The sequence below is a fragment of the Neobacillus sp. DHD-1R genome, from assembly GCF_057747995.1.
On the sequence record NZ_CM173232.1, the window covers coordinates 224,565 to 238,158 of the forward strand.

Here is a 13,594-nt window from a genome sequence, read left to right on the forward strand (position 1 = left end):
TTTCCATCACTGGATTTTCTCATTATAAAATTTTACAGAATACATCGCGCCCTCGCTGACCATGTTGTTATCTTCAACATCCTGTGGATGCGGATTGCCGCCCTTTTCAATCGGAAGCTCTTCCGCTTTATCAAAGACAGTTGGTTTTACCTTTCGTTTCCATTCTCTAAGGAAATTCTCAGCTTTGATACGATTCGGTTTATTCGATAACCAAAGCGCAGCCGTTGCCCCAACACCTACCGCAAATAGTGAGCTCATACCTAAGACTTTCATTAGAATTCCTCCTTAAGAGTTGAAAAACTCTATTTTCCTTATGAATACCCCGCCAATCTTGCTATCAAACCTATTTTAAACGTTTCATTTCAGCATTTTGTGGGGATGTAAATGAAAAACATCATTTAAAAGGAGGGGATATGCTTTGGAAAAATATAGTGGGGCTAACAAGTGGAAATGGGTTCAATTGAACAGTGATGAGATGGACCGCATGCCGGCCCCGCTGTCGCACGAGGAATTGGTGAACGATTGGCTCGAGCATGTCCGCTCAAGTAAATCGAACTATTTGCGCGTGGCCGGCTTGGGAAATGAGGAAAAAGTGGTCCAAGGTTCACTCATTTGTAAGCAAAGCTTTACCGAAGAACGCGACTATAAGATCTTTCACTTTTTTCTAAAAAAAGACCTGCTCGTGACCATTGATCTGGACGTAAACGAGCCGGAGCGACAAATGGAACGAACGGAAAATGCGGTCGATGGCTTTTTATTGCTTCTTGGAGACCTAATGAATGAAATGTTAAGTAAGATTGATCTATTTGAAGAGGAGCTTAAAACGTTAATATGGAGCATTCGAGACCGGAATGAAACCGGGATTCTTGAACGGGTTTACCGGCGCAGGCATGAGTTATTGGTTTGGAAAAACCTTCTCATCCCCATAAATGAGGTGAAAATGGCGATAGACGAAATCCAGTTTCCGGGAATCAGCGACGGCGATATTTTTACGAGTACCTGCAAACGGATTGAACGGGCGATGGTCCTGCTTAATGAGTATGAACATGAGCTCGATTCGATCATTAATTTGGAGGAGGTCATTTCGTCGCATCGGGGAAATGAAATTATGAAAACCTTAACCGTCATAACGATTATTTTTACACCGATTATGGCGTTCGGGGCATTATGGGGCATGAATTTCAAGTATATGCCTGAACTGGAGTGGCGGTTTGGTTATATTCTTTCGATTTTTTTGATCGTCGTCTCGACGTTCTGCCTTTACGGGTATTTAAAAATCAAAGGCTGGACAGGCGACTTGCTAAAGGGGAAAAAGAGAGGCTCGTTTTTCAAATAGTCCATTGATGAGAGTAGATAAATGGGAAAAAGGGTTTTGAAAACCTTGTTTGGTGGTACAACACTAGTAGGGTAGCAAATAAGCTTACCTAACTTACGAATCTAGCTAACAATAGAAAGAGGGTGGTGTAAATATGAAGTTGCATGTTCGGTAAAACCTGAGGAACGTATTAGGGATGAAAAACAGGCAGCAAGTGAAAAATAAAGGAGGAAACTAGCATGGCTATTAATAAAGCTGAACAGAAGAACATGGATGAAAGAGTAGGATTTATAGCTGGAGAAAATGTTACCAAGGAAAATGAAAAAGACTTAAAAAATGTTCGAAGCTCTCAATTGGGCGATCCGAAACTTGAGCAACAGAATGGCCAAAGAAATGACAATGGTGATCCAGAAGTGCAGCAGGCAAATCAATACCAGAACGAGTATCAAGAACGGCTCAAAGCCAATCAACAAACCTTTGGAGCTTCTGAACGTGAACGGCAAAAAGGTGGAAATTCGCCTTCCATGAATGGTGATCAAGACCGACAGCAAGACGATGAGACCGTTTCTAAGTATGTAAATGAAAAACAGCGGGATGGAAATTTTGATTCCGAACTGCAAGATGAGAAATTTTATCAAGAAACCGGACAAAAAAGACCACCCAACTAATCATCAACGTGAAAACAACTGATTCATTTGAAACAGCTATTAAGAAAAGCGCAAGCGCCCTGGTCAGCGGCGTATGGCCTGGAGCGCTCCAACTGAGATAAGGTGAAACTTCAATCAGCGAATGTTCTTCTCGCTGATTGTTAGTTGAGCCGATCGGGTTCTTACGGGCAGTTGAGAATCTACTGCCCGTTAAACGCGATAAAGGAAACACGAAGAGCCGAAGGCGATTTGATGTTAACTTATCGTAGGGCGGAGAGCGAAGGACACTAGCCGCTAGGGCGCTGGAGCTGGACAATTCTCAAAGCTAAAGTTTAACTTTCTTGTCATTTAACATAAAAAGAGGCTTGCACCGGAAAAGTGCAAGCCTCTTTCATGTAGAAGTAAATAAAAAAACGACCCTGTAAAAGGGCCGCTCCTATTGCAGTGGATCAGGAGTCAGGTTGTCTTCCTCTTTGAGCTCGGTGCCGGTTTTTGCCTTCTTCATTTCCTTGCCGAGCTTCTTCATTTCATCCAAATCGTTTGCCATCGAGCCATTCTTTGTTGTATGGACCTTAAGATCAGGATACAGTTTATCTAAATTTGTTTTCTCATCCATCTTATTCCCACCTTTATCTCGTATTTTTTTACTTTACTAATCAGTGTTTACCCTATTAATAAAGGAATGAAACCTGCTGGGTTTTGATTGGTCCTGAGGTCTATTCGTCCTATTAGTATATTTGGTATAATAGGAGTTAAGAAAACGACACTCCGTCATCGGTTTTTATTTTTTTTTTTTAAAAGGTTTAGATGTGTTTGAGTGTGGGTATGTACGAAATAAATACGTCAGAGGTGATGATGATATGGATTTACAAATAAATAAACATCAGAATAATGAGGACATCTTGGTGAGTGTGGCAGGGGAAATTGATGCATTTACGGCAACAAAGCTAAGAGAGGAATTATTTCCGCTGGCGGAAGGTCATAATAAATCGATGATCGTTAATCTAAAGGATGTTTCCTATTTAGATAGTACGGGTTTAGGCGTTTTTGTTAGTTTGTTCAAGCAGTTGAAGAAAAATGATGGTGATTTACAGTTGGTCGACTTATCAGATCGATTGAAACGGCTCTTCGAAATAACGGGCTTAAGTAACATTATGAATATATCCGCAAATTAAGAGGGTGAGGGACATGAATCAAGTGATGGATTATCTCGAAATTAAAATTCCTGCCAAGCCAGAATATGTTGGTGTCATTCGATTAACATTATCAGGTATTGCCAGCCGGATGGGTTATACATATGAGGAAATTGAAGATGTGAAAATAGCTGTAAGTGAGGCATGTACAAATGCCGTTCAGCATGCTTATCCCCAGGAAGAAGGAGGAGAAGTAATCGTTGGATTTGGAGTGTATGCGGACAAGCTAGAAGTCATGGTGTCTGACAGTGGTAAGAGCTTTAATTTTGTTCAAACTAGAAATGAATTAGGCCCTTATACTGAATCTAGTACGGTCGACCAATTGACAGAAGGAGGTTTAGGGCTATTTTTGATAGAGACACTGATGGACGAAGTCCGTGTGTTGAATCAATCCGGCGTGACGGTCTTCATGGTGAAGTATCTAAGTGGGGAGCGTGAGAATCATGGCACAACTGCCTCAACCCGTGAAGCGAACTAAGGAAGAAATCGATGCTCTCATTTTATCGTTTCAAGAGAACGAGAGCTCTTTAGCCCAAACCATCTTAGTTGAAAATTACACGGCTTTAGTCGGCAGCCTGGCAAGAAAATATTCAAAAGGTAGAAATTTCCATGAGGATATCATGCAAGTAGGAATGATCGGGTTATTAACCGCGATTAGAAGATATGATCCAAATTTGGGAAAATCTTTTGAATCCTTTTTGATTCCTACGGTCATTGGGGAGATAAAGCGTTATTTACGCGATAAAACGTGGAGTGTTCACGTTCCGAGACGGATTAAAGAGGTATGGCCAAAAATTAAAAATGTGGTGGACGAGCTGACCACTAAATATCAACGATCCCCAAAGATTTACGAAATCGCTGATTATTTAGAGATATCTGAAGAGGAAGTATTGGAAGCGATGGAAATGGGGAAAAGCTACCAAGCTGCTTCTGTCGATCTTCCGATTGAAACGGGTTCGGAAGGAAGTACCGTTACCACTTTAGATATTGTTGGTTCCACTGATGAAGGATACGAAAAAGTGGATCAAAAGCTCCTGCTCGAGAGTGTCATGCATGTATTGACAGAAAGAGAGCGGGAAATCATCCATATGACATTCGTGGCCAATAAAAGTCAAAAGGAAACGGGTGAGCATTTGGGAATATCACAGATGCATGTCTCCCGTCTTCAAAAAAAGGCAATCGAAAAACTGCGTAAAGCACTTGCCAGCGATGCGTATCAACAAGGGATAAACAATGTTTAGGTACCTGAACCCCGTTGTGTTAAAGCATTAACGCGCTGGGGAACAGGTGCTTTTTATACTAGAGGTGATGGCTATGAATATTGTTGTTGTAGATGATAATGTAACAAATCTAATGATTGTGGAAAAAATTTTACATCATGCCGGCTATGATAAGTTAGTATTATTGTCATCCGCCAAGGAGCTGTATCAATTTTTGCAGCTTGAGGCACCGGATCCTAAAGAGGTTCCGGTTGATTTAATCCTGATGGACTTAATGATGCCTGAAATTGATGGGATTGAAGCGTGCCGAACCATTCTGGCCAATGAACGGTACAACGACCTGCCGATTATTTTTGTCACGGCGATGGGTGATTCATATAAAATGGCGGAGGCAATGGATGCCGGTGCCCTTGATTATGTGATGAAACCAATTAATAAAGTTGAACTGCTGGCTCGGATTCGGTCAGTTCTCCGTATTAAGTATGAGAAGGATTTACGGAAGGAACGGGACCAGCGGATTCAATATGAGCTGGATTTGGCCAAGCAAGTACAGCGAAGCATGCTGAGCGGCCCGTTTCAGGAAGGAAATGTATCGATTTCGGCCTTTTACGAACCATCCTTTGAACTGGCCGGAGATTTGTACGCTTGGTATCAAATCAGCCCGAATCGTTATGGCGTGATTTTGCTTGATATGATGGGCCATGGAATTTCCTCGTCACTCATGTGTATGTACATATATTCAGCTTTAAAGGATACGATTACGGGTATAAGTAATCCGGAAGCAGTAATGAAAGAATTGAATCGCCGCATGAATCAGCTCCATATTGCGGATAGTACGATCAACTATTATTTCACAGCCATCTATTTTGTGCTAGACACGGAAAAGCAGTCAATTGAGTATGTAAATGCCGGGCACCCAGCAGGGATTGCGATTGTAGATGGGGAAGTGAAGCTGCTGACGGATGGCTGCTGTGCGATTGGTCTTTTTGAAGAGATTGAAGTGACCAAAGGTATCATCCCATACGAGCAAGGAACGCGGATCATGCTGTTTACAGATGGCTTATCGGAATGGTTGGCGGATGACTATGAAAATGCGCTTTCCAAGTTGATTAGTAGTTTACAAGATCAGGAACTGGCCGATCCAGCGGTGTTATTAGAGCAGTTACAACCCGGCACGCAGCTGCCGATGGCTGCAAAGGATGATGTGTGTTTGGTCATGATATCAGCGAATGCTTGAGGCGCTTACTTTTAGATTTGGCTGGTGGCTTTTTTGGGTTTTAGGTGTAAAAATTAGGATGAGCCAGGCGGATGCCTGGCTTTTTACTCTGCCAACATCCAACATGCTAAAGGCCGCCAATCAACCTCAAAGCGGCGGCCCACACCTTCACTTATTAAATCAGCATCTAAAAATTCAAACCAACTTTACTCCCCCAAAAATGCTTCCAGCATCCATTTATGCTTTTCTAATGAAGTACGAATTGCAATGAATAAATCGGCAGTAGGCTGATCATTATTGTCCTCGGCTGTCGTGATACCTTCCGTTAGTTCAGAACAGATCGTGTTAAAATCATCGGCTAAGGCCTGAACCATCCCTTGCGCATTTTCGTCGCCTGCCGCTTCCTCTATCGATGCAAGCTCTAACTGCTCTTTCAACGTAGCCGTCGGTAAAGTCCCAAGTGCCAGCATTCGTTCCGCAATCGTATCAAGATGTAAGCCCGCTTCAGTATATAACTCTTCGAATTTTACATGCAGGGTGAAAAAATTTTCCCCTTTCACATACCAGTGATAATGATGAAGTTTCATATAAAGAACTGAGAAGTTAGCCACTTGGTGGTTGAGCGTATCAGCTAAGGTCACTGTTTTTTCATTTGCTTTTGTTTTTGCCGTTGCCATATTCCTACCTCCGTTAAATTAAATTAATGTTTATAGCTATTTCTTACCCGTGCAGCTACACGTTGAAACATAATTTTTTTTAAAAAAGAGGTTTCATCGAGGAAGAAAGCGGGTAATAAACATGTGGTAGAGATAGATAGAAAGAGATAGAAGAAAATAACCTTTGCATAGTCCAAATGATGGAATCTTACTCGAATGGGGTGATACCAGTCTAGGGGTATGGTAGAATAAGGTATATTTTAATAGAATAATATACTGGGGGCGATTACCATAAAAGGCTTGAACTTTAATATACACGCTAAAATCATTACAGGCTATTTAACCATTTTGATTTGTTTGGTTATCTCCCTGTTAATTGTGATTAATAGAATGTCAGATATGCAGCAAGAGGTCGACTTCATATCTGAACACGATATAGAAGTACACGATCTGGCCAATCAGATTCAAAAAAATGTGCTCGACATGGAAACCGGAATGAGAGGATTTGTCATAACGGGAAATGAGGAGTATCTTGAACCCTATAATCAAGCAAGCCGCAGCTGGCTTGACAACTATAATAAACTTCATGCCTTGTTAGCCGATAACAGCAGACAGCAGCGGAGTTTGGAAGAAATTAAACCGATGATTATGGACTGGCAGTCAAGATCTGGAGAATATGTCATCAATGCGAAAAGGACAAATAATGTCGCCAATTTGAACGAGCATTTTGCCAATAACACGGGAAAGAAAATAACTGATCAGCTCCGCACCCAATTTGACTCTTTTCTTGAAAATGAAAGAAAAATGACGGCAGCGCGGACCGAACGGCTTAATCAAAACAATGCAAATTTAAAAATAACATTGTATGCGCTGATCGCGTTGGTAACGGCCATTACAGTCGTAACAGCCGTTTTCTTATCTAATTCCATCGTTAAAACGATTAAACAGGTTGTGAGAACGATTAAGGGGATTACCGACTCTGAATCAGACGTCGACCTTACTACAAGGATCAAGGTCCACACCCGTGACGAGACTCGGGAACTTGCTGAGGCTATGAACAATCTCCTCAGCAATCTGGAGAAACAAAGCTGGGTACAGAAAGGTCTTACGGAAATTGCCACGATGTATCAGGGAATAACCGATATTAAAGAATTGTCAGAGGCCTTTATTACGAAGCTGGCTCCACTGATGAATGCCACGTACGGAGTCGTCTATCTGCGCAGGCAGGAAGGCGGGGTCACGGACTTCGTTAGAGTAGCGGGTTATGCGATTCCGGAAGAAGAACGGATTGCAACAAGCTTTCGTTTTGGAGAAGGTTTAATCGGACAAGTTGCCCTTGATCAAAGACTTTTTCTCGTGGATAAGCTTCCGGATGAACACATCAAAGTGACTAGCGGCTTAGGGACTTCCTCACCACGTAACTTATTAATTGCTCCGATTCTCTTTGAGGGCAGGGTTGAGGCCGTTGTTGAATTCGCTGCCCTGCAGCAGTTTAAATCACAGCACCTGACCCTGCTGGATCAGCTTCAAGATAAGTTTGGTTCGGCCATTAACAGTGTGGCCGGCCGGATGGAAGTAGAAAGACTGCTTGGAGAATCGCAAGTATTAACCGAAGAACTACAGGCACAATCAGAAGAGCTTCAAGCGCAATCGGAAGAATTGCAAATGCAGCAAGAACAGTTGCGCATTACCAATGAATTTTTAGAAGAGCGGAATCAATTTGCCGAACAACGCGCGGCTGAGCTGAAAAAAGCGAAGGATGAACTGGAAGATTATTCAATGAAACTGAAGATGAGTTCGCAATACAAAACGGATTTTCTTGCCAATATGTCCCATGAACTCCGTACCCCATTGAACAGTATTTTGATTTTGTCACAGATGTTGATGGAGAACAATCCGGAAATGGAAAAGGATGAAGTAGCCGAATACGCTCGAGTCGTCTATACGTCAGGTGGAGATTTACTGCGGCTGATTGATGATATCCTTGATTTATCCAAAATTGAGGCAGGCAAAATTGAAATTGTAACAGATGAGGTCAACGTAACGGAAATTCCGCAGATGTTGACGAATCTGTTCGAACCGGTTGCTGCGAAAAAGAATTTGGAGTTTGACGTCATCACCCAAACGGATGTACCGCCGGTTATTTCGACGGATGGACAACGATTGCAGCAAATTTTAAAGAATTTACTATCCAATGCCTTTAAATTTACCGAACAGGGATCTGTAACCGTTCAAATCGAACTGGCCGATCCTGAAAAAGTAGAGGAATTATTGAGACTAGAGGATGAGGAAGTACCTGTGCTGGCGATTTCTGTTACGGACACCGGCATCGGCATCCCAGTTGAGAAGCAGAAAATTATTTTTGACGCCTTTCAACAGGTTGATGGTACCACGAACAGGCAATATGGCGGAACCGGCTTAGGCTTATCCATTTGCCGTGAATTTACCCGCTTGCTTGGCGGCGCTATTGTCGTACAAAGCGAGCCGAAAAAGGGAAGCACGTTTACCTTATATATTCCGAGCAGGCTGGAGTACGACTATCATGAAGATATGAATATGGAGCTGGCCCTCGAAGAAGCGGCCGTAAGCTCGAGTACAGTCGTAGTGGAACAGGAGCAACAAAGCATCGAGGAAATGGAAACTCACTCAGAGGCCGAACCAATTGAAGCCGAAGGTTCAGGGGAACAGTTGTTTAAAGGAAAGAAAGTGCTGTTAGTCGAGGACGATGGACGCAATGTATTTGCGCTCGTTACCGCGCTTGAAAGAAAAGGAATTGATGTTCAAGTTGCGAACAACGGGAAGGAAGCATTAGACCTATTGCATGATGAATCCGCTTTTGACTTGATTTTCATGGATATCATGATGCCTGTGATGGGGGGCTATGAGGCGATGGAGATCATCCGAAACGACCTCGAGATGCATAATATTCCTATCATTGCACTGACCGCAAAAGCCATGAAAGGCGAACGTGAAAAATGTATGGAAGCAGGGGCTTCTGATTATATTATGAAACCATTAAATATCGAGCAGCTATTCTCGTTAATGCGGGTATGGTTAACAGAGCAGGTGAAATCACGTTGAACAATTCATCAAACCAGCACTCGGAGGATATATTCACAGAACAAGAGACAGAAGCGCTGAACGAGCTGCAGGAAGTAGAAATAAATTTACTTCTCGAGGGACTATACCAGATGTATGGATATGACTTTCGGCACTATGTAAGAGCCTCCTTGACCAGAAGGATAATGAACCGCGTGAAGGCGGAACGGCTGCCAACGGTGACGGCTTTAACGGAAAAAGTGCTCCATGAACCAGGGTTTTTGGAACGGTTATTGAATGATTTGTCGATCCGGATGACGGAAATGTATCGCGATCCAAGTTTTTTTGCCGCCTTTCGAACAAAAGTTGTGCCCTTGCTGAGGGAGCTCCCAGAAATTCGCATTTGGCATGCCGGCTGCGCGACAGGGGAAGAGGTCTATTCGATGGCTATCCTGATGATGGAGGAGGGCCTGGAAGAAAAGACTAAAATCTATGCAACCGATATGAATGAAAAGGCCTTACTCGCTGCCCAAAAGGGGGCATTCCCCCTAAAGAAAATGCAGCAATACACGAAAAACTATTTGAAGGCTGGCGGGAAAAAGGCCTTTTCCGAATACTATACGACCGACCACCAATTTGCTTATTTTTTTCCTGTCTTGGAGGAAAATCTAATCTTTGCTCAGCATAATTTGGTGACCGACGGCTCGTTTAATGAGTTTCATGTGATTTTGTGCCGGAATGTCATGATTTATTTTGACAACGCCCTCCAGCAGCAGGTCCATGCCTTGATGCATGACAGCCTTGCAGACGGGGGATTTATTGGACTCGGCAATAAAGAATCGATTTTATTTATGCCCAAGGGAATGCAATACGAAGAATTTGTTCCCCAGGAACGAATCTACCGAAAGGTGTAGATGCCTGCGCCCATGTGTTCATGGGGGCGGGCTTTTTTTATGTCTAATCGAAGCGGTCTTTGGTTTCACAAATGGCTGGTAAGGGTATTTCATAGTAAAAAAGATGTAGGGAGAACGCCATGATGAAACTAAAACGCTTGGAATGGGTCTTTGTGATTGTAATGCTTGCATTTACATACTTGATCTTTTATACGGGGCTGCCGTTTAGGTGGAAAGCCATTTTTGTGACACTTTATGGCGTTATCATTTTCTACACGGTACTGGCCTTGTGGCTTGAAAATCGACCGGCCCAAAATACATTATTATGGACCTATATCTTAGTGTTATTGCCGGTATTAGGCTATATCTTCTATGTATATTCCGGTCAATTATTAGTAAAAGGGGAGCTATTTAAAAGTAAGCGGACGAGCGACCGCGAACTATTCGAAGCACTCGGCAAAAAGCAGAGAACGGTGGACATGTCCGAGCTGAATGATCAACAGCGCTGCTTTGCGAGCTATTTAGAGAAGGTAACCTTAACCGATCAAAATCAGAATACCTGGACAAAAGTATTGCGAAATGGCGAAGAAACGTTTCAGGAAATTAAACGCAGATTGAAGGAAGCAAAGGACTTTATCCATCTGGAATATTATATTTTTCGCTACGACCGGCTCGGGCAGGAGCTGATTGAAATATTAGCGGAAAAAGTACAGACAGGGGTTGAAGTTCGGCTGTTATACGATGCGGTTGGCAGCTACTCCCTTTCAAAAGCGAATATTCAAACCATGATGGCAGCTGGAATTCAAGTCCAGCCTTTTTTACCGATAAAATCAGCTTGGTTTAATCAAAAATTTAACTTCCGCAATCATCGTAAAATCATTGTGATAGATGGGAAGGTAGGTTTTGTCGGCGGGCTTAATGTTGGAATCGAATATCTGGGTGAAAGTGAGGAGTTTGGCTTTTGGTGTGATACCCATGTTGTGCTGGAAGGGGAAGCGGTTCAAACGTTAAATGCTGTGTTTTTATTGGATTGGAAGTATGTGTGCGGCGAGAAGCTGTTTGACGATGAACGGTATATGAAGCCGGTACCGGCAGCGGGTGATGGCCTCGTCCATGTCGTGGCAACTGGTCCGGAAACGCGTGACATGAGCGATCACTATTATGCGATGATCACATGCGCAACCGAATCGATTTGGATTGCGACTCCGTACTTTATTCCTACTCAGGCTATTCAAACGGCCCTTCGCGTCGCGGCCCGCAAAGGCATTCAAGTTCGCCTCATGGTGCCTGACACCAATGACGGCTTTCTCACCCAATATGCGACCCAGTCTTATTTTCCGGAATTGCTGCGGGCGGGGATTGAGATCTATTCGTATGAAAAGGGCTTTTTACATAAAAAGATTATTATCGTCGATGGCGATCTAGCCTCGATTGGCACCGCCAATGTCGATATGCGCAGTTTTCGATTAAACTTTGAAGTCAATTTGTTTTTAACCGGCACCGCTTCAATTGGCAGCCTAGTCGATCATTATGAAGAGGACATAAAGGATTGCCGCCGTATTCGCCCTGTCGAGTTTTATAAAAGAAGCATGGCTGTTAAATGGAAAGAATCGTTTGCCCGGCTGTTTTCGGGGGTTCTTTAATGAAAGGTATTCGCATTGGCGAGTACCTCTTTTTTTTTGTTTAGATTAGGGTTAGGGGCGTTTTCATGGACCGCCGGGAGGGATGTAACTTCAATGTATCCCGCATTCTACTTATATTGTAATTTTTTCTCAGTTATCTTCTTTGTTTAGCGGGTACATAAATAAAGAACATCCTTTACACACTCAAACGAATTGACATATTCTACATCGTCAATTTTAGGGGGATAGTCATGTTTGGATTCGCTGACATTGTAAAATTTCTAATCTCTTTTTTCGGGATCCTGCCTATCGTTACTCTTATCCATTTAAGCGGGCATATTTTTTTCGTTACGCTTTTCGGGGGAGCCGAGAAAAAAATCACCATCGGATGCGGGCCAATGGTATTTTCCTTTTGGAATATTGAAGTAAGAAGATACTACTTCTGGAATGGGGCCTGTGAGTTTAAATCGTTAAAGCATGATAACCGTGTTACGAACGCCTTAATTTACCTTGGCGGGTCTTTATTCAACCTGGCAGGTATATATCTGGTAAACACCCTCACTTCTCAAGGAATTATAGAAGCGTCTGTTTTTTGGGATCAGTTTATCTATTTCTCATTTTATATGCTGTTTTTCTCGCTATTTCCAATGTATTTTTCGGATGGGTCGCCCAGCGATGGGAAGGCGGCAGTACTCACATTGAAAAACCAGCATGAAAAGAAAATTAGTGATGATATTCTTATAAAAATGGAAGAACAAAATAAGCCCAAGGACCAATCTGAGGAAAATAATTAAATATAATCTGCAGGGGTACACTGGCCAGTGTACCCCCTGCATTTTCATAAAATTTTTGCGTAAACCGCTTTATATCAAACAAAAATGACCAACAAATTGATGTACAATTTGTTGGTCATTTTACATTACATTTTTAAAGTTTTTGGTTAACCGTTAGGCAGTATGTTTTTTTGTACTTTTTAGGATGAGACTCAAGATAAAGACTAGGGCAATTGCACCGATAAGGGCTGGAATGATGAAGAATCCGCCAATTTCTGGACCCCATCCACCTAAAAGCAGTGATCCAAGCCATGCACCGATAAATCCGGCAATAATATTCCCAATCACCCCTCCAGGTATATCACGTCCAAGAATGAGTCCTGCTAACCAACCGATAATTCCTCCAATAATTAATGACCAAATAAATCCCATAATATTTCTCTCCCTTCTGTTTTTCAATGTGTATGGTTATTAAGTACCCGTATCTACAAGGGATAAACCTCCTTGTGAAAAAAAGTTACGAGTGATTCTGGTTCTGCTTTAATCTCTCCCTGAAGCGAAACTCTGGATCTTTTAAGCCGGTTTGTAAAAAATGCTGGCAAATCTTTAATTCACTCGTTAACTTTTTAAAGCGCTCCAGATCGCGTTCATCAAGACACTTGTCAATTTCCCGTTTGAGAATGCTGACCTTCGAGATGACTTCCGCCTGACGTTTTTGATTTAAATGTAGATGCTCTTTCCATTTTTGCGGGTTTTCTCTGCGATAATCGCTTGGTTTGGTTAAATGTAAGCCGCACTTGCATAGGTTTTCACCTACATCTAACACTGTGAATTCTGCATTTCCACAATTTTTACAAATTAGTTTCCTCATATATAACACCTCCGATAATTTGCGGGCTCATACCGCTTGTTGAAAAATTGAATAAGTATTGTCTTATATACCCACGATGTCTTCAGGAATAAACCTAATAGATTGTTAGAAAAGTAGGTTTCAATATTTTAAACGGCGGTTATATATCT

General features: G+C 42.3%; 15 protein-coding genes. 10 read left to right on the plus strand and 5 right to left on the minus strand.

Features of this window, described 5'->3' with window-relative positions; translation table 11 throughout:
• Nucleotides 1-6: 6 nt before the first annotated feature.
• Nucleotides 7-273 carry a hypothetical protein gene (locus tag AC3ANL_RS01070; RefSeq protein WP_488327448.1) on the minus strand — a complete coding sequence of 89 codons (267 nt, stop codon included), beginning with the start codon at nucleotides 271-273 and terminating at the stop codon, nucleotides 7-9.
• Nucleotides 274-418: 145 nt separating this feature from the next.
• Here AC3ANL_RS01070 and AC3ANL_RS01075 point away from each other — a divergent pair, with 145 nt between their 5' ends.
• Together AC3ANL_RS01075 and AC3ANL_RS01080 are read left to right on the plus strand one after the other, a co-directional pair.
• Nucleotides 419-1,336: a magnesium transporter CorA family protein gene (locus AC3ANL_RS01075; protein ID WP_488327449.1), complete on the plus strand. Its 918-nt coding sequence runs from the start codon at nucleotides 419-421 to the stop codon at nucleotides 1,334-1,336.
• A gap of 218 nt (nucleotides 1,337-1,554) precedes the next feature.
• A complete protein-coding gene (locus AC3ANL_RS01080; RefSeq protein WP_488327450.1) occupies nucleotides 1,555-1,983 on the plus strand; it encodes a hypothetical protein in 429 nt (142 codons plus the stop codon).
• Between the two features lie 415 nt (nucleotides 1,984-2,398).
• Here the strand turns inward: AC3ANL_RS01080 and AC3ANL_RS01085 are convergent, their stop codons facing one another.
• A complete protein-coding gene (locus AC3ANL_RS01085; RefSeq protein ID WP_488327451.1) occupies nucleotides 2,399-2,578 on the minus strand; it encodes a hypothetical protein in 180 nt (59 codons plus the stop codon).
• A gap of 244 nt (nucleotides 2,579-2,822) precedes the next feature.
• Between AC3ANL_RS01085 and AC3ANL_RS01090 the strand changes: the two genes are divergently transcribed.
• The 4 genes from AC3ANL_RS01090 (at nucleotide 2,823) to AC3ANL_RS01105 (ending at nucleotide 5,612) form a co-directional block, all read left to right on the plus strand.
• The gene (locus tag AC3ANL_RS01090; RefSeq protein WP_488327452.1) at nucleotides 2,823-3,137 is read left to right on the plus strand and encodes an anti-sigma factor antagonist; all 315 of its coding nucleotides are present in this window, start codon (nucleotides 2,823-2,825) and stop codon (nucleotides 3,135-3,137) included.
• Between the two features lie 13 nt (nucleotides 3,138-3,150).
• Entirely contained in the window at nucleotides 3,151-3,633 is a 483-nt protein-coding gene (gene rsbW, locus AC3ANL_RS01095) for an anti-sigma B factor RsbW (RefSeq protein ID WP_488327453.1), read from the plus strand.
• On the plus strand, nucleotides 3,599-4,396 hold the full coding sequence (gene sigB, locus AC3ANL_RS01100; protein ID WP_488327454.1) for an RNA polymerase sigma factor SigB: 798 nt from the start codon (nucleotides 3,599-3,601) through the stop codon (nucleotides 4,394-4,396). Before rsbW ends, sigB begins: the two co-directional genes overlap by 35 nt.
• 73 nt (nucleotides 4,397-4,469) lie before the next feature.
• Complete coding sequence (locus AC3ANL_RS01105) at nucleotides 4,470-5,612, plus strand: PP2C family protein-serine/threonine phosphatase (RefSeq protein WP_488327455.1); 1,143 nt, start codon at nucleotides 4,470-4,472, stop codon at nucleotides 5,610-5,612.
• 185 nt (nucleotides 5,613-5,797) lie between these two features.
• On the opposite strand, the gene AC3ANL_RS01110 is transcribed toward AC3ANL_RS01105, so the two are convergent.
• Nucleotides 5,798-6,268: a Dps family protein gene (locus tag AC3ANL_RS01110; RefSeq protein WP_488327456.1), complete on the minus strand. Its 471-nt coding sequence runs from the start codon at nucleotides 6,266-6,268 to the stop codon at nucleotides 5,798-5,800.
• Nucleotides 6,269-6,547: 279 nt separating this feature from the next.
• On the opposite strand from AC3ANL_RS01110, the gene AC3ANL_RS01115 reads away from it, so the two are divergent.
• From AC3ANL_RS01115 to AC3ANL_RS01130, 4 genes are all read left to right on the plus strand, one after another.
• On the plus strand, nucleotides 6,548-9,328 hold the full coding sequence (locus AC3ANL_RS01115) for a CHASE3 domain-containing protein (protein ID WP_488327457.1): 2,781 nt from the start codon (nucleotides 6,548-6,550) through the stop codon (nucleotides 9,326-9,328).
• Nucleotides 9,325-10,200, plus strand: a complete 876-nt coding sequence (locus AC3ANL_RS01120) for a CheR family methyltransferase (protein WP_488327458.1) — start codon at nucleotides 9,325-9,327, stop codon at nucleotides 10,198-10,200. Before AC3ANL_RS01115 ends, AC3ANL_RS01120 begins: the two co-directional genes overlap by 4 nt.
• A 122-nt stretch (nucleotides 10,201-10,322) precedes the next feature.
• The gene (gene cls / locus AC3ANL_RS01125) at nucleotides 10,323-11,822 is read left to right on the plus strand and encodes a cardiolipin synthase (RefSeq protein WP_488329637.1); all 1,500 of its coding nucleotides are present in this window, start codon (nucleotides 10,323-10,325) and stop codon (nucleotides 11,820-11,822) included.
• A 230-nt stretch (nucleotides 11,823-12,052) separates the two neighbouring features.
• Nucleotides 12,053-12,595, plus strand: coding sequence for a hypothetical protein (locus AC3ANL_RS01130; protein WP_488327459.1), 543 nt, complete (start codon nucleotides 12,053-12,055; stop codon nucleotides 12,593-12,595).
• Nucleotides 12,596-12,748: 153 nt separating this feature from the next.
• Here AC3ANL_RS01130 and AC3ANL_RS01135 read toward each other — a convergent pair whose 3' ends face one another.
• Nucleotides 12,749-13,006 carry a GlsB/YeaQ/YmgE family stress response membrane protein gene (locus AC3ANL_RS01135; protein ID WP_488327460.1) on the minus strand — a complete coding sequence of 86 codons (258 nt, stop codon included), beginning with the start codon at nucleotides 13,004-13,006 and terminating at the stop codon, nucleotides 12,749-12,751.
• 85 nt (nucleotides 13,007-13,091) lie between these two features.
• Nucleotides 13,092-13,445, minus strand: coding sequence for an IDEAL domain-containing protein (locus AC3ANL_RS01140; RefSeq protein WP_488327461.1), 354 nt, complete (start codon nucleotides 13,443-13,445; stop codon nucleotides 13,092-13,094).
• Nucleotides 13,446-13,594: the final 149 nt, after the last annotated feature.